Below are 25,457 nucleotides of genomic sequence, written 5' to 3' on the forward strand. Positions count from 1 at the left end.
TGATTTTTATGCGTCGTTTTTTTTATTCATGATTTTCGATTACCAAGATAGATGCTCGCCGCTATAAGTCAAAAATGAGCCGCTTTCTTGTGGTGTACTTGAAGCCACCAAGCCAATAAGATCATAAGCAACTTTTTCTGGCGTAAATAATTTACCTTGGGGGACATTAGCCTGAAATGGTTCAGATAACGCTGTGTCCGTTGTCCCAGGATGAAGTGCTAATACTACGCCATGTTTTAGTACTCTTTGCCACTCAATTGACATCGTTTTTATGAACATATTTAAAGCCGCTTTTGATGCTCTATAGCTATACCACCCACCTGATCTATTGTCTGAAATACTACCTACTTTGGCAGAAATAACAGCAAACTTAGGCTTATCTGTCTTTTTGAGTTTTGGCGTAAAATATTTAGCGAGGAGTAATGTTGGCACTGTATTAGTAGCCATCATTTGTTGAAAAAACACATAATCTAAGGCAGCTAAGTTTTTCTCTGGCCCTTTATCTGAAGTATGTAACAGACCAACACAATTAATTACCCAATCAATATCATCAAACAATTCACTTAATGATTTTACATCTTCATTATTGCTCGCATCTACTTGATGCCAAACAATCCTCTCATGATGCCACTGTGGTTTTTCTCGCCGATAAGTCGCATGAAGTTGAGCGTCTGGATATCGCGTTAAACTCTCCTTTAGCATCGCAAAGCCTATTCCTCCATTACCCCCAACAATAAGTATCTTCATCACACCTCCTTAATATGAGCCAAGTCATCTTAAAAAATCACTTTGAGCAACTATTTTCATTACAGCGTGAGGTACCCGTTAACCAATAGGAAACACGGTAACGATTTTTCGCAAAGCGGAGATAACACCAATCAGCAAGTACTTTAACTCCCGGCCAGCGCAACGGAGCATAAAGCCAACCTTTACCAACTAATTTCCATGCAAAATACATTACATCCAACCCAAGAATAAGATCGCCATTTTGATTTAATGCATGTAAAACTGTATTTGCTGCTTTAGCATCGATATGAGGATATTCTGAAAACGCTTGACTATAAATATCAACGGTCTTGATTACTTGATTTTTATCTTGTTGACTAAGTGCACTCATCTCTTTTTCACATAATGGGCAAGTACCATCATAAAATATCGTTAACTTATGCATATAGCCCCCCTATTTTAACTATTATAGAGTATACGTTACACGCTATTTTTTAGATCAAAATAAAAAATTAGTATGTTTATTTTTGAAATTATATCAACGTAACTATTGAGAGATTTAACCAGTAATAATGATCAGATAGTTAATGTAATTGGTATTAAATCTGAGGGAGGATGAAAAATATGGTAATGGAATAAGGATCTGAGGTTTCCACATGCCTAGATACGAAAAAACCCCAGCATTTCTGCTAGGGTTTCGAATGTGGTGGTGAGTGAGAGATTCGAACTCTCGGTACGTTGCCATACACACACTTTCCAGGCGTGCTCCTTCAGCCACTCGGACAACTCACCAAATCATTGCTCTTTTCGAGACAACGAGCGCTAATTTAATGATTTAGCAGGGTATGGTCAAGGCCTTTCTTCATAATCTTTACTGTTTGCTTTATTTTTACGCGCCTTGGTGAGGATGTAAGCACGTATTTCGAATAATAACGAACGTACAGCAGTCCTCCTTCTCAATAACAATTGATACTTAAATTTATTAATAAAAAAAACAACTTAAGGTTATTGTCCTACTACTTTCACTGGGTTATGTGGTAGTTCTGATTTAACTGTATTTGCAGATACTGCCGACATGCCGATTAAACCAATTAAACTCAGTATCAGCATTGCTAAAAAATGTTTTTTCATTAGTCCATTAATCTTCATAAGTTCATAATGCTAAAAGTAGCATTTTCTCATCCAAAAGTTGAAAGCTTCAACATTAAAAAGCCAGCAATGAATTACCGGCTTTAAAAAGTTCGACAGATAGCTAATTAATGTGCTCGTCGGCTATATCCTGGAACTTTAAATGCTTTACGACACGCATCCAAAAAGTAACCATAAAAAATTCCCATCACACATGACACAGCAGCATTACTTGAAACAGCAGTAATAATTTGCTCTGTACTCGCCCCTACAGCAAATAAAATTGCAGCATAGACTGGTGATTGGAATAATACATAAGCGGTTAAATCTGCGATATTTTTCATGAATGACGCTGGCGACAAGCGTGAACCTTGGCGCAGCATAAAGTCACGGAAAATTCCGTAAGGCCATGCAATGGCAATATTAACCGGAATAGATAACGTTCGAGAAGCCAACGACTGCTCAAATGTCATCCCTGAAACTAAAATTTCAATAAACATGCCCGTAATAAAACAAAAAATCACCATTGCAAATGTATCAGCCGCAGCATTGCGAATACTAAATGGCCCTTTTCTAGACATTTCTTTCCATCTCCAAACAACATAAGGTCAATAACACTAGTTGAAGCATCACTTACAGTCATACAAACTGGAATAGGTTAGCATAGCAGTAATTATCGCTATTAAACCACAACTTAATCAGAATTAGATATCGAAGTTAAAACAATGTAGTAAATTTACAACTACTTTTTGATTTGAAATCAGTTTAATTCGCTATTCGTTACATTTTGTAAGTTATTTTCACAAAATAGCAACTTATTAATACAAGAAGTTAAACGCAAATTTCTATTCAGACAATATTGAAAGTTCTTGATACAATAATGAAAACTTGAATGAAATGAGAACACTATGTCTTTATCACTTACGGCAATTCTTTCAAACCCTGAATTGGAAAATAAACTGCTTACAGAAGCCCAAACACAAGGCTTTGTTGCTGCAATGGCAGCGGCACCAAACCTTATCAGTCCTAATGAATGGTTGGCTTTTTTATGGGGTGGTGAAGAAATATCTCCTTTCACTACAGCAGAAGAATTAGAAGCGTATGCAAATGCGATTGTTAATTTATGGAATGAATATCGTGAAGGTTTCCTTGCTGGCAAATGGCTGTGGCCAGAAACGTGTCAGCTTGATGACGAAGAAATTGTAACAACTCAAACTCGTCAATTTTCTGAAGGCCTATTACAAGGTTGGCAGTTAACTCGTGATGATTGGGAAACTCTGATGCCAGAAGAGAGTGAAAATAATGCTCTTCTCGGCGGTGTACTGTTATCAATCAGCATGCTTTTTGACCCAGAAACGGCACTGAACACATTAAAAGAGCAAGGCATTGAAGGCTTGGATGAATTTGTAGAGATCTACAATGCAGTTCCTATGATGCTTTGTGGTTTAACTATGCGTGGTTATGAGCTTGCTGAAGCGGAAGCAAGCCGCGACGAATAAAAGAAAACCCAATAACAAAAATGGCGACCAACTTGGTCGCCATTTTTATATCAGTCATAAAATTATCGCGTTTTTATTACTTAACTATTTCTCTATTAAACCTCACCGTGGCGCAAAATGGTAAGTATAATTTCTATATTGATGACGAGCTGATATCACAGACTACCATAACTCAATTAGAAGCACTGCAAGAAGAAAGTGTTTAATTAATAACTAATCCCCGTATTTATATTATTAAATACGGGGATTTTTTTCAATTTAACGTGATTGGTTTAGATGACTACTCACCAAACTCGCTACCATTATCGCTAAATAAAAACCACCTAATATAGATTCAATAAAAACAAAAAATCGTGGTATTGGCAATATCGGAGAAATATCCCCATAACCCACCGTTGTTAATGTGATAAAGCTGAAATATATCGCATCAAACAGATTATCAATCCAAGGTTTCGCTTCTATTCCAGTAAATGAATGCGGAAAAAGCTCTATTTGAATAAGATAAATAATGGCCCAAGAAACACCCAACAATAAATACACACAGACAGAACCAACAATTTGGTTTCGACTCACATTATCAGGCAACATTACTTGCTTTAAAGCAGTATAAGTATGAGATAACAAAAAGAACAACAGTGATCCTAATGTAATTAAAGAAAGATCGTACCCTTCTAGAAAAGAGAGTCCTCCAGATATCGAAGCAATGCTCAACAAAAAACCATACCAAGTTCTATACAGCGCCTGCTTTCGATTCACGCCGACAATAGAGATAGCTAAACAAATAATGATCAATGCTAATACCATTTTTTGCCCGCCACTAAAGAGCTGCTGCATGACAGCACTCATAAAGAGCAAGCCTAGTAGTGCAAAAAGCAGAAAGTAAAAATTATCATCACCTGACACTTTTTTCATTGCTATTTACCTGATGATTCATGATCTAACCAAACAACAAACAATTGATAAGTTAAACTTAAAATCACTGCACCAACAAATAAACCAACAATGCCAGACATTGCCATGCCCCCTAATGCACCCAGTAAAATAACCAACATCGGGGTGTCAGAGCCACGACTAAGCAACATAGGTTTTAATACCGCATCACTACCACTCACAACAATACACCATATTAGAAAAAGAACAGCGGTTGTCGTGGTATCAACACTAAAGACATAAAGAATGACAGGTAATAACGCAAGAATAGGAGGAAGTTGGATTATCGCAATAAGCATAACAAGCAACATCCATAAACCAATGGCAGGGACACCAACAAATGCCATCCCTACCCCAGCCATCACCGATTGAATAACAGCGACACCAATAACCCCTTGAACAACACTTCTTACTGTTGTTTTAGATAAGGTTGTTAACGCTTCGCCATGATCTCCCGTTAAACGATTGGCAACTAATACAAAAGCGCGCTCACACTTATCTGCATTCGCCATAAAAGCACCAGCAATGATGGTAGAAATAATAAACTGAATGAATCCACCACCAAGAGAGCCGACAAGAGAGGCTAATTTACTCACTATAGCTTTAACTTCATCGCCATATTTGAATAGAACACTTTCTAAATTTGAAGAAGCTTGAATACCAAAAGCATATGCTTTATCACCAACTAAAGGCCAATCTTTAACGGCTAAATTCGGTTTAGGTATAGAAATGGTGCCATTTTGATAACCCACCACTAATTCAGAGCCACTTGTGTATAGACCCGTTGAAAGCGCGATTAAGGGAATAACTAACAACACTACCCCTATAAAAGCCAAACCAGCACTGACCTTCCCTTTCCCAATACCAAATTTATCATGTCCCCAGGTAACAATTGGGTACAACGCCGTTGCGATTATCCCTCCCCACACCACAAGTAACATAAATGGCTTGAGGATAGAAAAACACCAAAAGACAAGAATAGCGAGCGCTGCAATCTTAATAAATGCATCTATCGCCTTATTCGAAAAATCACTTTCTAATTTCATAAACAGTCCTTGTTCGTAGTAATAATTATGGCTGCATTTTTAAAAACGCCCATTGCCGAGTTTCTAAGAAAAAAGAAACAACAATCATATAAACGCCAATCATAAATAATTGAAATATACGTATCATCATATTGCTATCAATATCTCCAGAACTCATTAACGTACTTCCAAGCAGTACAAGTACCGTACTAAATGCTGTTGCATAAATAGGTGCTTTTGCCGGTTTTGTATAAATCTGAGTTGCCATGATTAGAGCAATGAATGAGATAAATAGCGTATAAAATAGGATATTAGGTGCAAGACTTAATACTGAGAAAACACCAATAGCTAAAGCGCCACCAATACTGTTAGTAATAATTAAAAATGCACTTAGTTTTACTGATTTCTCTCCGGTTATCATTAAAGACAATAACGCTATAAACATCATTGTCAGCAATGCTTCTGATATTTGAAAAATAAAGAAAAAGCACACAACAGGAAATGAGACGATCATCGCTCTAAAAGCGGCATACCATCTTTGTTGCTTAGATAAAGGCGAAGGTTGATACCCTGAAAATGACGATTCAGCTTCAGGGAAATAAATATGAACCAAAGCAAAAATAATCACCGCAACAACACCTGAACTTGCTAGCCCAGTAGCAAGGAATACCGACATACCAGGGTTTGATATCGCCATAAAAGGAAGCATTAATATTGCAATAATCAATATCGTAGCAAACAGATTCCATTTAGGATCGGTAAATAAGTAATACCCCCATAGCATCATTAACCCAACTAAAATAAGTAGTGGTATTGGGTATTGAGTTATACCATTTGATAGCAATAAGCCAAGCCCCATAGTCGCTACCATTGCAACGGTTAGTTCATATAGTGTTTCTTTGTTTAATTCCGGTTTATCAATCAAAAACTTCGCAACAAAAACAGGCGCGACGAACGCTAATGGCCAACTAATCAATGCGGCTAAGAATACGGCAAGACCAACGCCTACCGTATATCTAAGTATCTTCGTTTGAATTTGAGGATCATCGATTAAGTTATCTGACATAAGACATCAAACTCACAAAGCGAATCCACAACTTACCTATCGAGTTAAAAATAACGTTATCACCACTATATACAATCACATCCGCTTGCCCGCCGATACGTAATTGTCCTGTCGTTTGTGAGTGATCAAACTCGATCGCTATTGGCAGCATCTGTGTTTGTCGTAACCACCCAGTTTGATTATTAGCTTGAGCTAACTTACCCGCCTGATTGTTTTGCCCCCAATCAACACCCCAGTCAACACTTGTTACCGTGCCTTGGATCACTTTACCTGGTGCAAAATCGAGTGCCATTTCAACCTTATCGCCAACGTCCACATTGCCTAAGCTGTTTTCACGAAAATAGGCTTCAATCCAAATACTTTCGGTTGATACGAACGTCATTATAGGTTGACCAGCAGAGGCATAGAAACCTTCAGATAGACTAAAATTAGAGACTCCTCCTGCTGTAGGTGCCTTTATCTCTGTTCTTGCTAAGTTAATTTGAGCTTGCTCTAAAGCTAATAATGCAGCTTTTATTTGACTATTATCTTCACCATCTGCGCCTAACTGACTTTTCGATTTTTCAAGATCAGCCTGAGCATTCGTCACACTAGCTCTTGCTGTTGCTATTGTTGCGCGAGCCTGATCGGCATCTGATTGAGACACGACACCTCGTTCAGCCATTTCGAGAATTCGAGCTGATTGTAGTTTTACATTTTCTAACTCAACGTTTGCACTCGTTAACCTTGCTTGTGAAGACGCAATCGCTGCTGTTTGAGCGCCAACATTCTGCCCTGCAATCTCTAAACTTTGTTCCGCCTGTTTTACCGCAATTTGATAATCAGCTGGGTTTAATTTAACTAGTACATCCCCCTGCTTAACCAACTGATTCGGCTGTACTAAGATATCAAAGACCTGACCAGATACTTCAGGTTTAATTGGAACTACATAACCTTTTACTCTCGCATTATCCGTTAATGGAATCACCCGATCTGAAATAATGCTAAACAATAATAAAACAGAGACTGTAATTAATAGATAATTCGTAATTTTCCGAACTTTATTTATCTTTTTAGGCGCTTCGCTAACATATTCTGCTTCATTTTCTTTTTTCGTTGCTTCTTTTTTTTCCGTCATAATTTATGCCTACTACTAATTGATTCCATTCATACATATGTATAGTTGTTTTCTGAGATAAATCGAGTGATGCTTGTCAAAATTCACTTATTATTTAATAGTTTATTTATATAAAAAATAATAATAAGGGGAATACTCTTACACATTGAATTTGAGGCCTCAGTCGCAAAGAGAATAAAAAATAAAATATATCAGACTATATAAGATGAAAACTTACCATTTTACGCCAATAATTAATCTTACAAATAAAGGAGCTAAAGAAAAGGACTCTTATGCGGGAAATAGTATCAAAGCCATTGCCCATGATCCGTACAGGATATACAAAAATTCTTTTAGACGTTTTTTCTAAACATGGAATTCATATACAAGATCTATTGCGAGATTCGGGCTTACCTCCAGATCTTTTTCATACAGACAAAGAATTTTTACCTACTGAGCCCGTTAAACGCTTAATCTATTTACTGTCATCTCAAGTTGGCGTTAATAATTTTAGTGACCTATTAAGACTCGCCTTTCGACAACGAATTATTCCTCAGGTATTAACACAGTTTGATAGTGCTATCACCATTAAAGACGCGCTTGGAAAAGCCACTGAAATATTCAATAGTGATTCTCCTGGCAGTTCAATTTCATTTGAACAAGAGTATGGTAAATATTGGTTTTGTCGCTCTGCACCTTATGAGGACAGTGTTTACTTTTTGTGGGGAGAGGTTTTTGCTGTCTTATACATCATCGAGCTCATTCAGGCCTTAACTAAGACCGATTGGTTCCCTGAACAAGTACGAATTCAGCATAATGATGCCGATGCTTTACTGTCTTCGTTAAACAATAAAACACAGTTGTTTATAGGTCAAAATACAACAGCAGTATTAATTGACGATGACATACTTAATAAAGAAATTCACATATCAAGTTCTGACACAGAAAAGAAACAACCACTCATTGAATGGCATTCTAGCTTTAGTGACAGTGTTTTTACGGCTTTACTTCCTTATGTGAGAGATCATTCATTAACGGTTGATCAAGCAGCAAAGCTTCTTAATATGACCTCAAGGACATTCCAACGACGCTTAAAGGAAGAGCGAACCTCATTTAGACAGATAAAAGAGAGCCTTATGCTATCTGTCTCATGTGAATTAATGGAAGAGGGTTACTCGCTGACCCATATATCAAACCAACTTGGTTACAATAATATCTCGCACTTTTCTCGAGCATTTAAACGGATTAGCGGGTTAACCCCTAAGTTATATAAGAAAACGATTCTTGGTTTACGAACCTAGTCGCTTTCCATATTTAATCATTTTATGAGGTTATAAAGCGTTCTTATACACAACACCGTCTTTCATAATTAATTTTTGCGTTTTAGGGTTTGTTACACATTCAACACCATTTAAAGGATTTCCTTCAATAATAAGTAAAAATGTACTAGCCATCTTAAAGTTAACCGATACTTTAAGAGGTTATAAAATGAAAAAGAAGGTTGTACGAATAGCCAAAATCCGTCAAGCAAGCAGCAATAGTATCAAGACTCGTCCGGTTGTTAATCTAAATGTAGTAATCCAAGGCGAACCTATCTTTGCTGAATTTACATTAAAAGACAGAAGTCACATGACATACCCAGTTCTTATTGGGCGAAATATTCTAGAAAATAGAGCTATTGTTGATGTCTCTATTAATCAACCGTTGTAATCTTAATTACTATCGGTGATTTGAGATGAAAACGAACTAGAATCGATAGGCGTATCCCAGTTGGGGCCCTTTTTCTACTAAGTCGATTTCTATATTCACACCTTCTGCTTTCATCTCATTGGCAATATTCAGATAACGATAGCCAAACCATAGATTATGAGCTTCTGTAAACTGATAAATTCCCATAATATTGAAGCCATGATTAACGTCGTTATCGCCTATAACATTAAAATCAGCGCTTACTGATATACCCCAGCGATCATCAAAATATTTGTTGTATTTAATACCAACAAGCCAATCAAATAGATGCTCTTTCGCTAACAAAGCCGAACCATTTACATGAATAAAACCATCATTTGATAATGCGTTAATATCCAGTTCAACTTGACTGTATGTATGGCGAACACCAGTGAGTATTTCTAGGTTAGGATAGACTTCATACCCAAAAAATAAATCATTAACCGATAAATGCATTCTTGTTGTTATATCGTGTCCAGGAGAGATAACGGTACCCGTTATAGGACCATCTAAGCCTTCTGTTTGCACCGAGTCTTTCATATATAGGTAATTTGCACGAGCCCCAACTAACCACCTCCCTTTTTTAGCATAAAAATCCCCCATTAAACCAAAAGCGAGTCCGTCCCATATATTTTCAAATGGAACATCAACACGAACAATATCCTCACCAGAAGATACACTGCCTTCGATACTAGGTGCCCACATCATTGGGAAAACAAGCAGGAAGTCCCACTCCTCCTGCTCTTTTGCAAAAACTGATGTACTAAAAATCACAAAAAGAAACAATCCATATTTCATACATAATTCCATTAATTACAATCACATAAATAATATAGAGCATTTATTTTGTTTAATGAACCAATTATCACTATATTTAGACTTGAGTCTGTAATTTAATATATATTTTTACCATTTCGCGCCAATTAATTTTAGTGCACTTTTCATATGATAAATAAATAGGCACTATAATAACCAGAAAATGAATAATATATTTAAATAATAATTAGGAATACAATATGAGCTCAACAACTAAAGAATATGGTTTTAACACTCCTCAACGTTTATTTGTCGGCTATACACTAGCAGTTCTTGTTGATTTAACAGTATTAAATTTTTTTGATGAATATTGGGATTTTGTAAACATTGAATCATTTACCATATCATTCGCTGCTGCGATTTTATTGCAGTTATTATTGAAGTTATCGATCAATGCAGAACACCGAATTGCTGATTACTTTAAATCTAAACCAGGAACAGCACCAAAAATATATCGTGGATTAAGTAGCTATACGATTTTGGTTGGTAGTAAATTTATTATGCTAGAAGCCATTAATATTTTATTTGGTGACAAAGTATCATTTGATGGGCCATTAAACGGTGTCGTCGCTTTCTTTGCTGTAGTTTTCACTATATTAATATCTGAAATTATTGTCTCTAAGATTTACTTTGCTTTAAGCGATAAAGAATAAAAAAATGGCGACCAACTTGGTCGCCATTTTTATTTAACTACTTAAAGCATTACTTATTTGCGTTTAATTGCTCGGCAAAATCTAACATACGATTTAGTGGGATAAGTGATTTTAGACGTGTTTCTTCATCAACAAAGATCTCATGCTCGGCACCACCTTCATTAAGAGCCTTCTCAATCGCTACAAGACCGTTCATCGCCATCCACGGGCAGTGAGCACAGCTACGGCATGTTGCACCAGCACCGGCTGTTGGTGCTTCTAATAGCTCTTTTTCTGGCACCATTTGCTGCATCTTGAAAAAGATACCTTTATCAGTTGCCACAATCATTTTCTGCTGTGGTAACTCTTTCGCAGCTTTAATTAACTGACTTGTAGAGCCTACCGCATCTGCCAATTCAACCACACTTGCAGGTGATTCAGGGTGAACCAAAACGGCAGCATCTGGGTGAAGTGCTTTTGCATCTTTTAGTGCTTTTGCTGAGAACTCATCATGAACAATACATTCACCCTGCCATAACAGCATGTCTGCACCTGTTTTGTTCGCAATGTATGAACCTAAATGACGATCTGGCCCCCAGATGATTTTCTTATCTTCATCATCAAGGTGCTCAACAATTTCTAGTGCGATACTTGATGTTACGACCCAATCAGCACGTGCTTTTACTGCTGCTGAGGTATTCGCATAAACAACAACGGTGTGATCAGGATGAGCATCACAGAACTCTGTAAATTTATCAGCAGGACAACCAAGATCAAGCGAACATTCAGCTTCTAGCGTTGGCATTAAGATTGTTTTTTCAGGCGTTAAGATCTTTGCAGATTCACCCATAAAACGAACACCAGCAATGACTAATGTCTTCGCATCATGACGATTACCAAATTTAGCCATTTCAAGTGAATCACCAACAAAGCCGCCTGTCTCTTCTGCTAATGCTTGGATCTCAGGGTCTGTATAATAATGAGCAATTAATACCGCATTTTTATCGCTAAGCAACTGCTTAATTTTCGCGATGTACTGCGTTTTCTCATCGGCGCTTAATTTGATAGGTTTTGGAGGAAAAGGATATACCGTATCGACGTGGTCTAAAATGTGGCCCATTGCTCAGCTCATTAATATCTTAAAATAATCTCGATATTATACGCCTTATGCTATTGGCAGCAAGTTAGAGGCAATAAAAAAGGAGCACTTCAGCTCCTTTTTAGTTTCTATTTATAACGATTTTAACTGATTATCAGCTGTTTTCGCTGTTGTGCTATCTGGATATTCAGAAATCACTTTTTGATAATATTTTTGAGCCGCAGCTTTATTGTTATTTCGTTTAGCAAGTTCACCTAATTTTAATAAAGCATCTGCGCGTTTATTTGAATCAGCATAACTTACTACTTTTGCAAAACTTTTTGTAGCTTCTATGTCATTTTTCTGAGCAAAATAAAGCTGTCCTAACCAATAATGTGCATTTGAGCTATATACCGAATCAGGATAAGCAACGACAAATTCTTGGAATGCCTTTGTTGCTCCAGCGTAGTCTTTTTTCTTTAAAATAAGATCTACCGCATTTTGGTAAGCTTCATTTTCGTTAGTATCAGCCGCATAAGAACCTGAAGTATCAGTATCACCCGCGCCTTCTGTTGGTGTAACGACTGGAACTGGCTTTGCTGTTCTCAGTGTATCGATTTCAATGTATAGCTGGCGCTGACGTTCTAGCATTTGATCAAGCTCGTAGGTATTACGTTCAACCGTACCACGCATTTCAGACAATTCTTCCGATAAGCCATCAAGTTGTTGTTGTAACTGCAGTTGAATTTGATTACGGCTTTTAATTAAGCGTTCTAGACGCTCAATACTTGTAGAAGATGCTGGAGCAGAAGAGGTGGCTGTTGCATTTAAATCGGTGACTGGAGCAGGAGCGGCGACCACAAGGGTCGCCGCACTCGCCAGCAACGTAAGCGGAATAATTCGCTTAAGGTTACTGTATTTCATATAAGTCTGCCTTATAAACTGTCGATTAGTATACTAATACAGCGCGACGGTTTTTAGCATAATCTTCAGCAGTTTGGCCTAGTACTAGTGGCTTCTCTTCACCGTAGCTTACGATAGAGATTTGGTCAGCAGAAACACCTAGAGCTTGTAGGTATTTAGAAACTGCTTTAGCACGACGCTCGCCTAGTGCGATGTTGTACTCAGGAGTACCACGCTCATCCGCGTGACCTTCAACTGTTACTTTGATTGCTGGATCAGCGCTTAAGAAAGCAGCGTGTGCAGCAAGCATGTCTTGGTACTCAGAAGAGATTGTTGAGTTATCAAATGCGAAGTAAACAGTCTGAACTTTACGAAGCTCTTGCTCAGCTTGAGCACGTACTTCAGCTTCAGTCATTACTTCATCAACTTCAACAGAAGTTACAACAGTAGTATCTGTTTGACCTTCAGCGCCAGTTGTTTGAGTTTCTACGCCGTTTGTTGATTCTTGACCAGCAGTACTGTCAGTTGCGCTGTCGCTAGAACTACAAGCAGAAAGAGCAACCACTGGCAGTGCGATTAAAAGACTCTTAAGAAGTTTATTTAGTTGCATTATATTTTCCTTATTTCCTAAATATTTAGTAGCTATAAAAATGGCGACCACGCTGGTGCCCTTACACGTCCGTTTGTCGCTGGTAAGCGAGCTTTAAAACGGCCATCTATAGAAACCATAGAAAGTACATTCTGTTTTCTATACATGGAACTGTAAATCACCATGCCGCCATTTGGCGCAATACTAGGTGACTCATCCAGTAGTGTCTTGGTTAAGACCTGGACGGCACCAGTTTCTAAATCTTGTTTCGCTAGATTGAATCCAGTCTCTGAGCGATTAACCATAACGATAAATTTACCGTCTGGAGTAATCTGCCCACCAAGATTTTGACTGCCTTGCCAGGTTAAACGTTTTGTTGAACCGTCTTGTAAATTTACTCTATAAATCTGAGGTTTACCACCCCGATCTGAAGTAAATATTAAAGACTTGTTATCAGGAGCCCAAAAAGGTTCCGTATTATTTGATCTTCCGCGCGTAATTTGACGCATTTTTTTCGTTTGCAAGTTTACAACGTACACTTGCAAGCTCCCTGTTTTTGACAACACAATAGCTAATTCTTTGCCATCATGTGAAAAACGAGGGGCCCCATTATGACGGGGGTAAGAAGCAATTAATTCTCTCTTACCGGTGTAAATATTCATAATAAAAACTTGTGATTTTCTATTTTCGAAACTTACATAAGCTAATTTCTTACCATCAGGTGACCATGCTGGTGACATGATTGGTTGTTTCGATTTTAAGACTAAACGTTCATTATAGCCATCATAGTCAGCGATACGTAGTTGATACTGATATTGCGCTTTATCATTAACCACAACATAAGCGATTCGAGTAAGAAAAGCCCCTCTTTCACCTGTCAGTTTTTCATAAACCACATCTGAAATACGGTGTGCATACTTACGAAGTTGCTTTGTCGATAAAGTCGCAACTTTGTTAACCAATATATGATCTTTTGTTGAAACTAATTCACCACTGGAATTAAGCGCTTTTGAATTGCCTTTTGTTAATTGACCACGAACGACATCAATTAATTTATAAGTAACTTCATATTTACCTTGAGCATTAAGCTTTACTTCACCAGTAACAATCGCATCAACCCCCATCTTAGTCCAAGATTCGTAATTGATATCCGAATCTTTATATGGAGTTTGTGGCATTTTATTAGTCGCGACTGGACTGAATTTACCACTACGCTGCAAATCAGATGAAATGATAGCAGAAATATCTTGTGGTAACTTGCCTTCTCCGTGCCATTTAAAAGGCACAATGCCTATTGGTCTTGCAGAGTCGACCCCTTCTGTAATAACCAGCTCTAATTCTGCTCTTGCAATCTGACTAAAACTTAAACAGGCAACAAAAAGAGTTAATATCCATCGTTTAAACACTTGCTCTTCCTTATTCTGGCTCTACCGTAAGGTTGATGTTTGTTAATTTAGTCACAACATCACCGTCAGTTGGCATTGGGAATACATTTACTTTTGTTACTGCCGTTTTCGCTGCACGACATACCTGTGCATCACCATTTAATGTGGTCACAGATAAAAGTAACCCTGATGACGCTAATTTAATTTTTACACGACAGCTTTTACCGACATAAGCCTCATCAACCAATAAATTCTGCTGGATCATCTGAGTATAAATAGCACCATATCGATTCACTTCATCATCAATATATTGTTGTTTCGCTGAACTATTTTGAACGGTTTCATCCTCTAAACCAGCAAAAATATCATTCAATGCCGCTTCTTTCTGTTTACGCTCAGCTTCTGCTTTCGCTTTTGCAACTCGCTCGGCTTCCGCTTTTGCTTTCTTATCTTCTTCTGCTTTCACGGCTTTTTCTTTCGCTAATTTTTCTTTAGCCAAACGTTCTTTTTCTGCCTTAGCTGCTCGTTCTTTGTCTATTCTGGCTTTCTCTGCTGACGCTCTCGCCGCTTTTTCTTTATCTGCTTTTACCTTGGCAACTCTGGCCGCTTCAGCCTTTGCTGCCGTCTCAGCTTTACGTTTTCGTTCATTCTCAGCGGCGACCGCTTTTTTTCGATCGTCTTCTGCTTTACGAGCAGCTTTTTTCTCTTTGACTTGCTGCTCTTTAAGCTTACGAATTCGATCTTCTTCTACTTTACGGTTTTTTTCCAATTGAGCAGCTTGCTGTTTTAATCGTTTTAAACGTTCTTTTTCTGCTCGTTCAGCTCTTTCTCTTTCTTGACGAATTTGAGATGCTTGTTTTGCAATAGTATTAGGATCAATAACAACCGCTTGGATCGTATTAGGCTTCGCCTTTTCATCCAAAGAAAAATTACTTCCAAAAAGCAGTGCTGCAACGAGTAGCAAATGCAACACGACAGAAACAATGATGGCGAAGGTGTAATTATTATCCGATTTCATCAATGATTATTCACTCTATTCCTTGAGATCGGTAAGTAATCCAACTTTACTTACCCCTGCACGGCTTAATTCATCAAGAACTAAAACTATCTCTGAATATGGCGTGCTAGCATCACCACCAACCGCAACGGGTGAATTAGGTTTAATACTCAGCTCAGCTTTAACGTTAGTGATCATCTCTTGCATTGACATTGGTCGACGAACCTCTTGGTTATCAACACTTAAACCAAGATTACCGTCTTTATCAACTTCAACAATGATAAACGTAGCATTTGGGTCTTCCCCTGCCATCGCTTGCGCTGATTTAGTATTCGTCATCTCTGGAAGTTCAACATCAACACCCTGAGTAACAAACGGAGCGGTTACCATAAAGATAATTAATAGTACTAACATGACATCAATGTAGGGAACAACATTAATCTCAGCTGTTAATTTTCTCTTCTTAGGTTGATAGCCAGACATTACTTCTCCTGACTTGTCATTGCTTGGCGGTGCAAGATACTTGAGAACTCATCCATAAATGCAGCGTAGTTATGTTCTAGCTTACCTACTTTTACACTTAAACGGTTATATGCGATTACTGCTGGAATTGCCGCAAATAAACCCATAGCCGTAGCCACAAGTGCTTCTGCAATACCAGGAGCTACCATCGCTAACGTTGCTTGCTTTACAGCGCCTAATGCGATAAATGCATGCATAATGCCCCATACCGTACCGAACAAACCAATATATGGAGTAATAGAGCCAACCGTTGCTAAAAACGGTAAATTAGTTTCAAGGCTATCAACTTCACGCGATACTGTTACGCGCATAGCTCGAATTGTGCCATCCATAACCGCATCTGATGACGAACCATTAACACGAGATAAACGTGCGAATTCATTAAAACCAGAATAGAAGATTTTTTCTGTTCCGCTAATTCTTTCTTTACGAACTTTTACTTCATTAAATAATTGCGCAAGATCCATGCCTGACCAAAATTTATCTTCAAAACGTTCGGCATCGGTACGCGCAACAGCTAACACTTTTGAGCGTTTAAAAATCATCGCCCATGACATTACAGATAAGCTCAATAAAATAAGCATCACGATCTTAACTAATAAACTAGCTTGTAAAAATAGATCGAGAATTGATAATTCACCTGTCACAAGATATCTCCGATAATATAAATAGTGGTATCGCTGTTGGTTTCATTTTAGCGTTATCAATACAGGCTACCTTAACTGTAGCTTTGCACAATACTTTCCCTTCAAAATTAACCAATAACTGACAAAAGGTCAGTGATACCCTTTTAATTTCTGTTATGAATGTTTCAACAATAAGCTGCTCATCTAATCGAGCACCTTGAATAAAGTCCATCGTTACGTTTTTAACGACAAATCCGACTGATTTTTCTAAAAGCACTTGTTGGGAGACACCGTGTTGGCGTAATAATTCCGTTCGTGCCCGTTCAAAAAACTTAAGATAATTTGAATGGTAAACAACCCCACCGGCATCGGTATCTTCATAATAAATGGTTATAGGCCATTTAAATGCATTTTTATCCACGACACATTTCTCTTTTTATTGAAAAATCAGATGCTAACTATAACTGATAATTGACTATTTTCACTATATCAAATCTGGATTTTGGAGTTAAATCGTCAAAAAAAAGCGGTTCATTACCCTAAAAAGTAACAAACCGCTTAGTATGATGTTCCAATATACAAATTTATTGGATGCTAAAACTACATAAAATAAAGGTAGCTAAAGTATCCCAAAATTAATATTGAAAAATATGGACTAAATAATAATTTCCAAATCCATTTCTGTGGAACGAATCCAACAGCAAAAATGAATGCCGTACATACCGAATAAATTAAGCTAGGAGCTAATAGCCCATCAAAGCCACCAATTTGTTCTGAATATACCGTTGGCTCCCACATAAGCATTGCCATGTGAAAAATAGCCACCCCAACTAATAATAATCTTACGATAATATTATTAATTGGACGTTGAACATTATCTATTTTGTCAGCGAGATTACTCACTGTCTTTGTCCATCATTTCTGAATGCTCTAACCAAAGTGCATTAATGATTGCAAATGAACATGCTAGCAGCACGCCTAGAATCCATGCGAAATACCACATAATAAATATTCCTTAGTATAGAGACGTCTTGTTCTCTTCGATGAATTTAGCATCAAGACGACCAAACATTTTGTAGTACGTCCAAATAGTATAAGTAAGAATAATTGGAACCATTACAACAGCAACGCCTGTCATAATTTTCAATGTCAGCTCACTTGAAGTTGCATCCCACATAGTTAGACCATGATCTGGATTAAAGCTTGATGGCATTACGAATGGGAATAAAGCAAAACCAGACGTTAAGATAACACCAGCGTTCGTTAAGCTTGAACTTAAGAAAGCTAAACCAGCAATATTTGCACGAGAAGCAATGATTGTAATGATTGGCATTACTACTGCTAGGATTGGAGCAATCCAAAGTAATGGGTATTCATTATAATTATTAAATAATGCGCCTACTTCACGAACAACTTCTTTATTCAATGGATCTGACGGTGCGTTATGATCAAGTACACTTGTAATAACATAACCTTCGATGCTTTGAGCCCAGAAGCCAGCAATAACAAATAGTACGATTACTGCTAAGCTACAGATCATCGCTACATTACGAGAGCGAGAATGAAGTTCATCCGTCGTTTTCATCTGTAGCCATGTTGCACCTTGCGTGATGAACATTGCAGAGCTAACTAAACCACACAATAATGCGAATGGGTTAAGCAATTCAAAGAAACCACCATGATAGCTAAGCATCATTAGGTTGTTAAGCTCAAATGGTACACCTTGAAGTAGGTTACCAAATGCCACACCAAAAATGACAGGAGGAACAAAGCTACCGATAAAGATTGCTGTATCCCACGCTGAACGCCAGCGTTTGTCTTCAATTTTAGAACGGTAATCAAAACCTACAGGGCGGAACCACAATGACGCTAATGTTACGATCATCGCTAGGTAAAAACCTGAGAATGATGCAGCGTAAACGAGTGGCCATGCAGCAAATAGTGCACCACCAGCAGTGATTAACCATACTTGGTTACCATCCCAATGAGGCGCGATTGAGTTAATCATAACTCGACGTTCTGAATCAGTTTTACCGATAACGGGTACTAGTGCACCAACACCCATATCGAAACCATCTGTTACAGCGAAGCCAATCAGTAATACACCGATCAATGCCCACCAAACAAATCGCAATACTTCGTAATCAAACATTGCTCAAATCTCCGTTTTTATGCTTCTACTTGACGAGTTAATTTCGCTTCTGAATCTTGACCATCTTGCTCAAAGTGGTAGCGACCCGTTTTCAGGCTACTTGGACCTTTGCGCGCGAACTTCACCATTAGGTAAACTTCAGCAATCAAGAATATCGTGTATAAGCCAATGATTGCAGCCATTGAGATTAGAATCTCTGTTGCTGTCAATGCTGATGCTGCAACGTTAACTGGTAGAATTTCACCAACAGCCCATGGTTGACGGCCATACTCTGCAACAAACCAACCTGCTTCAATCGCAATCCATGGTAGCGGCATACCAAATAAGGCAGCTTTAAGTAACCACGATTTTTGACCAATTTTCTGACGGCATGTCTGAACAAAAGCAAAACCAAAGATAAGTAGCATTGCTACACCACAAGCAACCATAATACGGAACGAGAAGAACAGAGGCCATACTGTAGGGATTGAGTCATCCGCAGCGGCTTTAATTTGCTCTTCTGTTGCATCAACAACTTTATCGGTATAACGCTTAAGTAATAAGCCATACCCTAAGTCATGCTTAACATCATCAAACGCAGCGATGTTTTCCGGTGTTTTATCACCATTACGTAATTTTTCTAGCAATTCGTAAGCAATCATACCGTTACGGATACGTACTTCGTGCTGTTCTTTTAAATCACGTAAACCTGTTACTTGTTTATCAAATGAACGGGTTGCAATAATACCCATTACATATGGGATCTTAATTGCATAATCAGTTTCCATCGATTCTTGGTTTGGTAAACCAAAAACAGTAAAGGCTGCAGGTGCTTCTTCTGTATGCCACTCAGCTTCAATTGCTGCTAGCTTAACTTGTTGAACTTCACCTAGTTCATAACCAGATTCATCACCAAGTACCATTACAGATAAGATTGATGCCATACCAAAAGAAGCAGCGATAGCAAATGAACGACGAGCAAACGCAACATCACGGCCTTTAAGTAGGTAGTAAGAACTTACACCAAGAACAAACATTGCACCACAAGTGTAACCAGAAGCAACGGTATGAACGAATTTAACTTGAGCAACTGGGTTTAACACCACTTCTGCAAAGCTAACCATTTCCATACGCATTGTTTCAAAGTTAAATTCAGCGCCCACAGGGTTCTGCATCCAACCATTCGCAACTAGAATCCAAAGTGCTGAGAAGTTAGAACCTAAAGCAACTAACCACGTTACCGTAAGGTGCTGACGTTTTGATAAACGATCCCAACCAAAGAAGAATAAACCTACAAAAGTAGATTCAAGGAAGAAAGCCATTAGTGCTTCGATAGCAAGAGGTGCCCCGAAGATATCACCAACATAGTGAGAATAATAAGCCCAGTTAGTACCAAACTGGAACTCCATCGTTAGGCCCGTAGCAACACCTAATGCGAAGTTAATACCAAACAATTTACCCCAGAACTTTGTCATGTCCTTGTAGATTTGTTTGTCTGTCATTACATATAAAGACTCCATGATAGCCAATAAAAAGGCCATACCTAAAGTCAGAGGAACGAATAGGAAGTGATACATCGCTGTCATTGCAAACTGCAATCGCGATAACTCCACTACATCAGTGATCATGAGAACTCCTTTGTGTCAGGCTGAATGACACAGTGCTTTCACTCTATTTGGGTGAATGTGACACTATTTTATGGCTCTAATAGTTATAACGTATTGGTAACCATAAAGTGTTACATAATTATGTAAAAAACGTTAGCTTAATGTTAAGCGTAACCTAATATAGAACTCGCTAATATTAATAGGAAACACGATATCTTTCAAAAGATTTGTCCCTTTTTTTGAAAGTTAATTACAGTTTTTTTTACATAAACACATGTTTTTCACACTTTACACATTTCTCATACGAAAAAACGGATGATTTTGATCACCCGCTTTCACTAAACTTATTATTTTATTAATGTACTATGACAAATTATGAATAGGTAACTTTTTACTATTTCTCTGGTCTATCAATGCCAAAATGCAAATAAGCTCGATCAGAAACTATTCGCCCTCTTGGTGTTCGCTGTAAGTAACCTTGTTGAATTAAGTAAGGTTCGATGACATCTTCAATCGTATCTCTTTCTTCACCAATCGCTGCAGCAATATTATCAAGGCCAACCGGACCACCATCAAATTTTTCCATAATGGCCAATAAAAGCTTTCTATCCATGTAATCAAAACCACGGACATCAACATCAAGCATGTTCAACGCTTTGTCTGCAATCTCAGAAGATATATGACTATCGCTCATTACATCTGCATAATCTCGTACTCGACGTAATAATCGGTTGGCAATACGTGGTGTACCACGAGCGCGACGGGCAACTTCCAATGCGCCTTCAGATTCCATCGATAAATTCAGGCAATCAGCACTACGCTGAACAATATATTGAAGATCATCGACTTTGTAATACTCTAATCGCTGCACAATACCAAAACGATCACGCAATGGAGACGTTAGTGAACCAGCCCTTGTCGTTGCACCGATAAGAGTAAAAGGTGGTAAGTCAATTTTAATAGAACGAGCTGCAGGGCCCTCACCAATCATAATATCTAACTGATAATCTTCCATTGCAGGGTACAGTATTTCTTCAACAACAGGGCTTAATCGATGGATCTCATCAATAAATAAAATGTCGTTTTCTTCTAAGTTAGTCAGAAGCGCCGCCAAATCTCCTGCTTTTTCAAGAACAGGACCAGAAGTCGTACGAATATTTACTTCCATCTCGTTGGCAACGATATTCGCTAATGTCGTTTTACCCAAGCCTGGAGGACCAAAAATCAATAGATGATCGAGGGGTTCATTACGCATTTGCGCTGCTTTAATGAAAATTTCCATCTGGCTGCGAACATGGTCTTGACCTCGATAGTCTTCTAATTTCTTCGGACGTATCGCTCGGTCGATGACTTCTTCTTCACGAAAAACAGGGTTATCAGCAGCAATAAGGCGATCAGCTTCAATCATAAAATGGCACTCAGCGATTCAATAAATAAATAGTAGTAAGTAAAAACAATTAATAGAAAACATTAAATGATATTAGATCATCGATTTTAATGATTCACGGATTAGCGCTTCACTTGTCATATCAGGTTTTGCTACTTGAGAAACAATTTTAGACGCTTGTACTGGCTTATAACCAAGGGATATCAGTGCACTTACAGCTTCATCTTGTGCACTTTGAGGAGAGGAAATTAAATCAGAACTATCATCCATCGGCGCAGCATCAGCTGCCGGTGTAAATAAATCACCAGCTCCCCAGCCTTTAAGACGATCTTTCATTTCAACCACTAAACGCTCTGCTGTCTTCTTTCCAACACCAGGCAATTTTACTAAAGTCGAAATATCTTCACGCTCTACGCTTTGTACAAATTGAGATGCTGTCATGCCAGATAAAATAGCAAGACCAAGTTTAGGACCCACACCATTTGCTTTAATTACTTCACGAAACAAAGCTCGTTCATTTTTAGTATTAAAGCCATATAAAAGCTGAGCATCTTCACGCACAACGTAATGAGTATAAATAATCGCTTCTGAACCCACTTCAGGTAATTCATAAAAACAGCTCATTGGCATTTGAACTTCATAACCAATACCACTGACTTCAATCAATAATTCTGGTGGTTGCTTTTCTAATAAATTTCCGCGAAGACGTCCAATCACAATAGATACTCTTTAAATTAAATAACAGTTCAGATAGTAATAAAGAACTGGATAGATATCCAGTTAAAGAAGTGAGAATTTACTTTAAGGAAGTAAAACCTTAACGATAGCGCCCTCGCCTTGCGCCTGTCGCTTTGCCTGCTAATGCAATTAAGGTTTTATTAGTATTTGCATGACAAATCGCAACCCCTAACCCATCGGCAGCATCGGCTTGTGGTTTTGCCGGAAGTTTCAACATTGTCATAACCATGTGCTGGACTTGTGCTTTATCTGCCCCACCCGTTCCTGTTACTGCTTGTTTAATTAAACGAGCTGCATATTCGTATACTGGCAAATCTGCATTTACTGCAGCAACAATTGCGCTTCCTCTTGCTTGTCCTAACTTTAAGGCTGAATCCGCATTTTTAGACATGAAAACTTGTTCAATGGCGAATACATCCGGTTGGAATTGAGTAATGATTTCAGAAACACCTGCGTATATTTGTTTTAAACGTCCAGGAAGTTCTTTCTCTGACATACGAATACAGCCACTACCCAAATATTGAAGGTGACGGCCATTTTGACGGATAACGCCATACCCTGTGATCCGAGAGCCTGGATCAATTCCTAAAATGATAGACATAGTAAAACCACTGATTATTTATACATGTATATTAGCTAGATACCACTATAAACTCAAGGCATTCGTAATGTACGACTTTCTCATTTTAAATATAACAGATACAAAAATGCCCGCATTACACGGGCATTTTTAAGAATAAAGATAACTTAAATTAAGCGTCTTTTTTCTCAGCAATTTTTACTGCAATCGCTAATTCCTCAAGAGACTCAGGATTAGCAAGACTTGGCGCATTCGTTAGTAGACACGCTGCTGCTGTTGTTTTCGGGAAGGCGATAACATCACGGATGTTTTCAGTGCCACAAAGAAGCATTGCTAAACGGTCAAGACCGAATGCAAGACCTGCGTGTGGCGGCGTACCGTACTTAAGAGCTTCAAGTAAGAAACCAAATTTCTCATGTTGCTCTTTTTCTTCGATACCTAGGATACCAAATACCGCTGTTTGCATTTCTGCATTGTGAATACGAACAGAACCACCACCCACTTCATAGCCATTAATAACCATGTCGTACGCATCAGAGTTTGCTGCTGCTGGGTTTGCTTTAAGCTCTTCAGCGGTAACACCTAAAGGAGATGTGAATGGGTGATGCATCGCGTGCAAGTTACCTTCGCCATCTTCTTCAAACATTGGGAAATCAATAACCCAAAGTGGAGCCCAAGCTTTCTTATCTGTAAGCTCAAGATCATCACCTAATTTAATACGTAAAGCGCCCATTGCTTCTGCAACGATGCCTGCTTTATCTGCACCAAATAAAATGATATCGCCAGTTTCAGCTTCAGTACGCTCTAAAATGCTGTTTACGATATCTTCGCTTAGGAACTTAGCAACAGGAGATTGAACACCTTCGAATCCTGCAGCACGATCGTTCACTTTCATCCAAGCTAGACCTTTCGCGCCGTAGATACCTACGAACTTACCGTATTCATCAATTTGCTTACGAGACAGTGATGCGCCACCAGGAACACGAATAACCGCTACACGGCCTTTTTCATCGTTAGCAGGACCAGCGAATACTTGGAATTCAACTTCTTTAAGAAGATCAGCAACGTCAACTAACTCTAATGGGTTACGTAGATCTGGCTTATCAGAACCAAAACGACGGATCGCTTCTGAGAATGGCATGATTGGGAATTGACCAAGTTCAACATCTAATAGCTCTTTCCACATATCATGAACTAGACGCTCTGTGATTTCACGAACTTGAGTCGATGATAAGAAAGACGTTTCGATATCGATTTGGGTAAATTCAGGTTGACGGTCAGCACGTAAATCTTCATCACGGAAACATTTAACGATTTGATAATAACGGTCAAAACCAGACATCATCAAAAGTTGCTTAAACAACTGTGGTGATTGTGGAAGTGCGTAGAAACTGCCTTTATGAACACGGCTCGGTACTAGGTAATCACGAGCGCCTTCTGGCGTTGCTTTTGTTAGTACTGGAGTTTCAATATCTAAGAATAGATTTTCATCTAAGAAACGACGAACAAAGCTAGATGCGCGAGCACGTAACTTGATGCGATCACTCATTTCTGGACGACGTAAATCAATGTAACGGTACTTGAGGCGTTGCTCTTCTGAATTTGTTTGATTGAAATCCAACGGAAGCGCTTCTGAACGGTTGATGATCTCAAGACCTGTCGCGTAAAGTTCAACTTCACCCGTAGCCATGTCTTTATTTACCTGGCTGTCAGGACGAACACGTACTTCACCAGTAAATTTGATACAGAACTCATTACGCAGTTGGTTAGCGATTGAAAAGATATCTTTCATATCTGGATCAACAACTACCTGAACGATACCTTCACGATCTCGCATATCAATAAAGATAAGACCGCCTAAATCACGGCGGCGGTTTACCCAGCCGCAAAGTTCTACAGTTTGCCCTGCAAGGGACTTGTTCAGGTTACCACAGTAATGGGTGCGCATGATGATTTTCCCAATCTAATATACATATCAATAGTAAATGCAATAAAAAGCCTACTGCACTTCTCATAAACCGATTTACGTTTGCTAAAATGACTAATAAAACAGCTACTTTGCTGTATTAATATACAAAACGTAAAAATATAGCGCCATTATAAAGGAAAAACATTCTAACGACATAGCAAGGAGTAAAAAAAGTTCACTTTCAATTCTCATTGGCCTAAAGACTTTAAGATAAGAATTAACTACAATAGTGTCATCATGTGCAGGAGAGCACTGATGTATGCAATTCTAGGTAAGTAGAACACACCAATATTTACCTA

General features: G+C 38.3%; 29 protein-coding genes and 1 tRNA gene. 4 read left to right on the forward strand and 26 right to left on the reverse strand.

The genetic code is table 11. The features are described from left to right. Positions 1-39 precede the first annotated feature (39 nt). From AC2IP4_RS08620 to AC2IP4_RS08640, 5 genes are all read right to left on the reverse strand, one after another. Positions 40-747: an SDR family oxidoreductase gene (locus AC2IP4_RS08620; protein WP_375322153.1), complete on the reverse strand. Its 708-nt coding sequence runs from the start codon at positions 745-747 to the stop codon at positions 40-42. A 37-nt stretch (positions 748-784) separates the two neighbouring features. Then, a complete protein-coding gene (locus tag AC2IP4_RS08625; protein WP_375322152.1) occupies positions 785-1,171 on the reverse strand; it encodes a thiol-disulfide oxidoreductase DCC family protein in 387 nt (128 codons plus the stop codon). Positions 1,172-1,430: 259 nt separating this feature from the next. Further along, positions 1,431-1,518, reverse strand: a tRNA-Ser gene (locus tag AC2IP4_RS08630). 213 nt (positions 1,519-1,731) lie between these two features. After that, entirely contained in the window at positions 1,732-1,857 is a 126-nt protein-coding gene (locus AC2IP4_RS08635; protein WP_375322151.1) for a hypothetical protein, read from the reverse strand. Positions 1,858-1,982: 125 nt separating this feature from the next. Then, positions 1,983-2,435, reverse strand: a complete 453-nt coding sequence (locus tag AC2IP4_RS08640) for an L-alanine exporter AlaE (RefSeq protein ID WP_375322150.1) — start codon at positions 2,433-2,435, stop codon at positions 1,983-1,985. Between the two features lie 327 nt (positions 2,436-2,762). Between AC2IP4_RS08640 and AC2IP4_RS08645 the strand changes: the two genes are divergently transcribed. Next, a complete protein-coding gene (locus tag AC2IP4_RS08645; protein WP_486307152.1) occupies positions 2,763-3,353 on the forward strand; it encodes a UPF0149 family protein in 591 nt (196 codons plus the stop codon). 258 nt (positions 3,354-3,611) lie between these two features. Here the strand turns inward: AC2IP4_RS08645 and AC2IP4_RS08650 are convergent, their stop codons facing one another. From AC2IP4_RS08650 to AC2IP4_RS08665, 4 genes are read right to left on the reverse strand one after another with little or no spacing between them, the layout of a single operon-like run. Next, complete coding sequence (locus AC2IP4_RS08650) at positions 3,612-4,265, reverse strand: potassium channel family protein (RefSeq protein ID WP_130043261.1); 654 nt, start codon at positions 4,263-4,265, stop codon at positions 3,612-3,614. Between the two features lie 2 nt (positions 4,266-4,267). Then, positions 4,268-5,329, reverse strand: a complete 1,062-nt coding sequence (locus AC2IP4_RS08655) for an AI-2E family transporter (RefSeq protein WP_486307151.1) — start codon at positions 5,327-5,329, stop codon at positions 4,268-4,270. A 25-nt stretch (positions 5,330-5,354) separates the two neighbouring features. Beyond that, positions 5,355-6,374 (reverse strand): DUF2955 domain-containing protein, encoded by a 1,020-nt coding sequence (locus AC2IP4_RS08660; RefSeq protein WP_486307150.1) that lies wholly within the window; start codon positions 6,372-6,374, stop codon positions 5,355-5,357. Next, positions 6,364-7,491: an HlyD family secretion protein gene (locus tag AC2IP4_RS08665; protein ID WP_486307149.1), complete on the reverse strand. Its 1,128-nt coding sequence runs from the start codon at positions 7,489-7,491 to the stop codon at positions 6,364-6,366. Before AC2IP4_RS08665 ends, AC2IP4_RS08660 begins: the two co-directional genes overlap by 11 nt. Before the next feature lie 272 nt (positions 7,492-7,763). On the opposite strand from AC2IP4_RS08665, the gene AC2IP4_RS08670 reads away from it, so the two are divergent. Continuing rightward, positions 7,764-8,771 carry a helix-turn-helix domain-containing protein gene (locus AC2IP4_RS08670; RefSeq protein WP_486310193.1) on the forward strand — a complete coding sequence of 336 codons (1,008 nt, stop codon included), beginning with the start codon at positions 7,764-7,766 and terminating at the stop codon, positions 8,769-8,771. Positions 8,772-8,958: 187 nt separating this feature from the next. Continuing rightward, a complete protein-coding gene (locus AC2IP4_RS08675; RefSeq protein ID WP_486307146.1) occupies positions 8,959-9,180 on the forward strand; it encodes a putative ATP-dependent zinc protease in 222 nt (73 codons plus the stop codon). 36 nt (positions 9,181-9,216) lie between these two features. On the opposite strand, the gene AC2IP4_RS08680 is transcribed toward AC2IP4_RS08675, so the two are convergent. After that, the gene (locus tag AC2IP4_RS08680) at positions 9,217-9,996 is read right to left on the reverse strand and encodes a hypothetical protein (protein WP_375322143.1); all 780 of its coding nucleotides are present in this window, start codon (positions 9,994-9,996) and stop codon (positions 9,217-9,219) included. A 218-nt stretch (positions 9,997-10,214) separates the two neighbouring features. Here AC2IP4_RS08680 and AC2IP4_RS08685 point away from each other — a divergent pair, with 218 nt between their 5' ends. Then, on the forward strand, positions 10,215-10,667 hold the full coding sequence (locus AC2IP4_RS08685; protein ID WP_375322142.1) for a hypothetical protein: 453 nt from the start codon (positions 10,215-10,217) through the stop codon (positions 10,665-10,667). Positions 10,668-10,716: 49 nt separating this feature from the next. Here AC2IP4_RS08685 and nadA read toward each other — a convergent pair whose 3' ends face one another. From nadA to aspS, 16 genes are all read right to left on the reverse strand, one after another. Next, complete coding sequence (gene nadA / locus AC2IP4_RS08690) at positions 10,717-11,766, reverse strand: quinolinate synthase NadA (RefSeq protein ID WP_130086687.1); 1,050 nt, start codon at positions 11,764-11,766, stop codon at positions 10,717-10,719. Between the two features lie 111 nt (positions 11,767-11,877). After that, complete coding sequence (gene ybgF / locus AC2IP4_RS08695) at positions 11,878-12,648, reverse strand: tol-pal system protein YbgF (protein ID WP_375322141.1); 771 nt, start codon at positions 12,646-12,648, stop codon at positions 11,878-11,880. Between the two features lie 25 nt (positions 12,649-12,673). Beyond that, positions 12,674-13,237: a peptidoglycan-associated lipoprotein Pal gene (gene pal, locus AC2IP4_RS08700; protein ID WP_122035416.1), complete on the reverse strand. Its 564-nt coding sequence runs from the start codon at positions 13,235-13,237 to the stop codon at positions 12,674-12,676. 32 nt (positions 13,238-13,269) lie between these two features. Further along, complete coding sequence (gene tolB, locus AC2IP4_RS08705) at positions 13,270-14,622, reverse strand: Tol-Pal system beta propeller repeat protein TolB (protein WP_375322140.1); 1,353 nt, start codon at positions 14,620-14,622, stop codon at positions 13,270-13,272. Between the two features lie 10 nt (positions 14,623-14,632). Next, a complete protein-coding gene (gene tolA / locus AC2IP4_RS08710) occupies positions 14,633-15,619 on the reverse strand; it encodes a cell envelope integrity protein TolA (RefSeq protein WP_375322780.1) in 987 nt (328 codons plus the stop codon). Positions 15,620-15,634: 15 nt separating this feature from the next. Next, the gene (gene tolR / locus AC2IP4_RS08715) at positions 15,635-16,081 is read right to left on the reverse strand and encodes a protein TolR (RefSeq protein ID WP_060990580.1); all 447 of its coding nucleotides are present in this window, start codon (positions 16,079-16,081) and stop codon (positions 15,635-15,637) included. Further along, a complete protein-coding gene (gene tolQ / locus AC2IP4_RS08720) occupies positions 16,081-16,767 on the reverse strand; it encodes a protein TolQ (RefSeq protein ID WP_105054409.1) in 687 nt (228 codons plus the stop codon). The genes tolR and tolQ overlap by 1 nt, the downstream gene beginning before the upstream one ends. Continuing rightward, positions 16,757-17,167 carry a tol-pal system-associated acyl-CoA thioesterase gene (gene ybgC, locus AC2IP4_RS08725; protein ID WP_105054408.1) on the reverse strand — a complete coding sequence of 137 codons (411 nt, stop codon included), beginning with the start codon at positions 17,165-17,167 and terminating at the stop codon, positions 16,757-16,759. The genes tolQ and ybgC overlap by 11 nt, the downstream gene beginning before the upstream one ends. Before the next feature lie 179 nt (positions 17,168-17,346). Continuing rightward, entirely contained in the window at positions 17,347-17,649 is a 303-nt protein-coding gene (locus tag AC2IP4_RS08730; RefSeq protein ID WP_105054407.1) for a cyd operon YbgE family protein, read from the reverse strand. After that, on the reverse strand, positions 17,642-17,749 hold the full coding sequence (gene cydX / locus AC2IP4_RS08735) for a cytochrome bd-I oxidase subunit CydX (RefSeq protein WP_012550467.1): 108 nt from the start codon (positions 17,747-17,749) through the stop codon (positions 17,642-17,644). The genes AC2IP4_RS08730 and cydX overlap by 8 nt, the downstream gene beginning before the upstream one ends. A 12-nt stretch (positions 17,750-17,761) precedes the next feature. Next, positions 17,762-18,898 (reverse strand): cytochrome d ubiquinol oxidase subunit II, encoded by a 1,137-nt coding sequence (gene cydB / locus AC2IP4_RS08740; protein ID WP_375322139.1) that lies wholly within the window; start codon positions 18,896-18,898, stop codon positions 17,762-17,764. A gap of 17 nt (positions 18,899-18,915) precedes the next feature. Next, positions 18,916-20,502 (reverse strand): cytochrome ubiquinol oxidase subunit I, encoded by a 1,587-nt coding sequence (gene cydA / locus AC2IP4_RS08745; protein ID WP_181044610.1) that lies wholly within the window; start codon positions 20,500-20,502, stop codon positions 18,916-18,918. 376 nt (positions 20,503-20,878) lie between these two features. Next, positions 20,879-21,892 carry a Holliday junction branch migration DNA helicase RuvB gene (gene ruvB / locus AC2IP4_RS08750; RefSeq protein WP_375322138.1) on the reverse strand — a complete coding sequence of 338 codons (1,014 nt, stop codon included), beginning with the start codon at positions 21,890-21,892 and terminating at the stop codon, positions 20,879-20,881. A 72-nt stretch (positions 21,893-21,964) separates the two neighbouring features. Then, positions 21,965-22,588 carry a Holliday junction branch migration protein RuvA gene (gene ruvA, locus AC2IP4_RS08755; RefSeq protein ID WP_375322137.1) on the reverse strand — a complete coding sequence of 208 codons (624 nt, stop codon included), beginning with the start codon at positions 22,586-22,588 and terminating at the stop codon, positions 21,965-21,967. A 100-nt stretch (positions 22,589-22,688) separates the two neighbouring features. After that, positions 22,689-23,210, reverse strand: a complete 522-nt coding sequence (gene ruvC, locus AC2IP4_RS08760; protein ID WP_105054402.1) for a crossover junction endodeoxyribonuclease RuvC — start codon at positions 23,208-23,210, stop codon at positions 22,689-22,691. Between the two features lie 151 nt (positions 23,211-23,361). Further along, positions 23,362-25,137 (reverse strand): aspartate--tRNA ligase, encoded by a 1,776-nt coding sequence (aspS, locus tag AC2IP4_RS08765; protein WP_105054401.1) that lies wholly within the window; start codon positions 25,135-25,137, stop codon positions 23,362-23,364. Between the last annotated feature and the right edge of the window lie 320 nt (positions 25,138-25,457).

The sequence above is a fragment of the Aliivibrio thorii genome, from assembly GCF_057368585.1.

What these genes read in the sequence shown, in the direction of transcription:
- AC2IP4_RS08670 (WP_486310193.1), top strand. Translation starts at nt 7,764, where the DNA reads ATGCGGGAAATAGTATCAAAGCCATTGCCCATGATCCGTACAGGATAT.
- ruvC (WP_105054402.1), bottom strand. Translation starts at nt 23,210, where the DNA reads ATGTCTATCATTTTAGGAATTGATCCAGGCTCTCGGATCACAGGGTAT.
- pal (WP_122035416.1), bottom strand. Translation starts at nt 13,237, where the DNA reads ATGCAACTAAATAAACTTCTTAAGAGTCTTTTAATCGCACTGCCAGTG.
- ybgF (WP_375322141.1), bottom strand. Translation starts at nt 12,648, where the DNA reads ATGAAATACAGTAACCTTAAGCGAATTATTCCGCTTACGTTGCTGGCG.
- aspS (WP_105054401.1), bottom strand. Translation starts at nt 25,137, where the DNA reads ATGCGCACCCATTACTGTGGTAACCTGAACAAGTCCCTTGCAGGGCAA.
- tolA (WP_375322780.1), bottom strand. Translation starts at nt 15,619, where the DNA reads ATGAAATCGGATAATAATTACACCTTCGCCATCATTGTTTCTGTCGTG.
- cydB (WP_375322139.1), bottom strand. Translation starts at nt 18,898, where the DNA reads ATGTTTGATTACGAAGTATTGCGATTTGTTTGGTGGGCATTGATCGGT.
- nadA (WP_130086687.1), bottom strand. Translation starts at nt 11,766, where the DNA reads ATGGGCCACATTTTAGACCACGTCGATACGGTATATCCTTTTCCTCCA.
- AC2IP4_RS08665 (WP_486307149.1), bottom strand. Translation starts at nt 7,491, where the DNA reads ATGACGGAAAAAAAAGAAGCAACGAAAAAAGAAAATGAAGCAGAATAT.
- AC2IP4_RS08640 (WP_375322150.1), bottom strand. Translation starts at nt 2,435, where the DNA reads ATGTCTAGAAAAGGGCCATTTAGTATTCGCAATGCTGCGGCTGATACA.
- AC2IP4_RS08655 (WP_486307151.1), bottom strand. Translation starts at nt 5,329, where the DNA reads ATGAAATTAGAAAGTGATTTTTCGAATAAGGCGATAGATGCATTTATT.
- AC2IP4_RS08680 (WP_375322143.1), bottom strand. Translation starts at nt 9,996, where the DNA reads ATGAAATATGGATTGTTTCTTTTTGTGATTTTTAGTACATCAGTTTTT.
- AC2IP4_RS08660 (WP_486307150.1), bottom strand. Translation starts at nt 6,374, where the DNA reads ATGTCAGATAACTTAATCGATGATCCTCAAATTCAAACGAAGATACTT.
- AC2IP4_RS08635 (WP_375322151.1), bottom strand. Translation starts at nt 1,857, where the DNA reads ATGAAAAAACATTTTTTAGCAATGCTGATACTGAGTTTAATTGGTTTA.
- tolR (WP_060990580.1), bottom strand. Translation starts at nt 16,081, where the DNA reads ATGTCTGGCTATCAACCTAAGAAGAGAAAATTAACAGCTGAGATTAAT.
- AC2IP4_RS08645 (WP_486307152.1), top strand. Translation starts at nt 2,763, where the DNA reads ATGTCTTTATCACTTACGGCAATTCTTTCAAACCCTGAATTGGAAAAT.
- AC2IP4_RS08625 (WP_375322152.1), bottom strand. Translation starts at nt 1,171, where the DNA reads ATGCATAAGTTAACGATATTTTATGATGGTACTTGCCCATTATGTGAA.
- ruvB (WP_375322138.1), bottom strand. Translation starts at nt 21,892, where the DNA reads ATGATTGAAGCTGATCGCCTTATTGCTGCTGATAACCCTGTTTTTCGT.
- AC2IP4_RS08620 (WP_375322153.1), bottom strand. Translation starts at nt 747, where the DNA reads ATGAAGATACTTATTGTTGGGGGTAATGGAGGAATAGGCTTTGCGATG.
- AC2IP4_RS08685 (WP_375322142.1), top strand. Translation starts at nt 10,215, where the DNA reads ATGAGCTCAACAACTAAAGAATATGGTTTTAACACTCCTCAACGTTTA.
- AC2IP4_RS08650 (WP_130043261.1), bottom strand. Translation starts at nt 4,265, where the DNA reads ATGAAAAAAGTGTCAGGTGATGATAATTTTTACTTTCTGCTTTTTGCA.
- AC2IP4_RS08675 (WP_486307146.1), top strand. Translation starts at nt 8,959, where the DNA reads ATGAAAAAGAAGGTTGTACGAATAGCCAAAATCCGTCAAGCAAGCAGC.
- cydX (WP_012550467.1), bottom strand. Translation starts at nt 17,749, where the DNA reads ATGTGGTATTTCGCATGGATTCTAGGCGTGCTGCTAGCATGTTCATTT.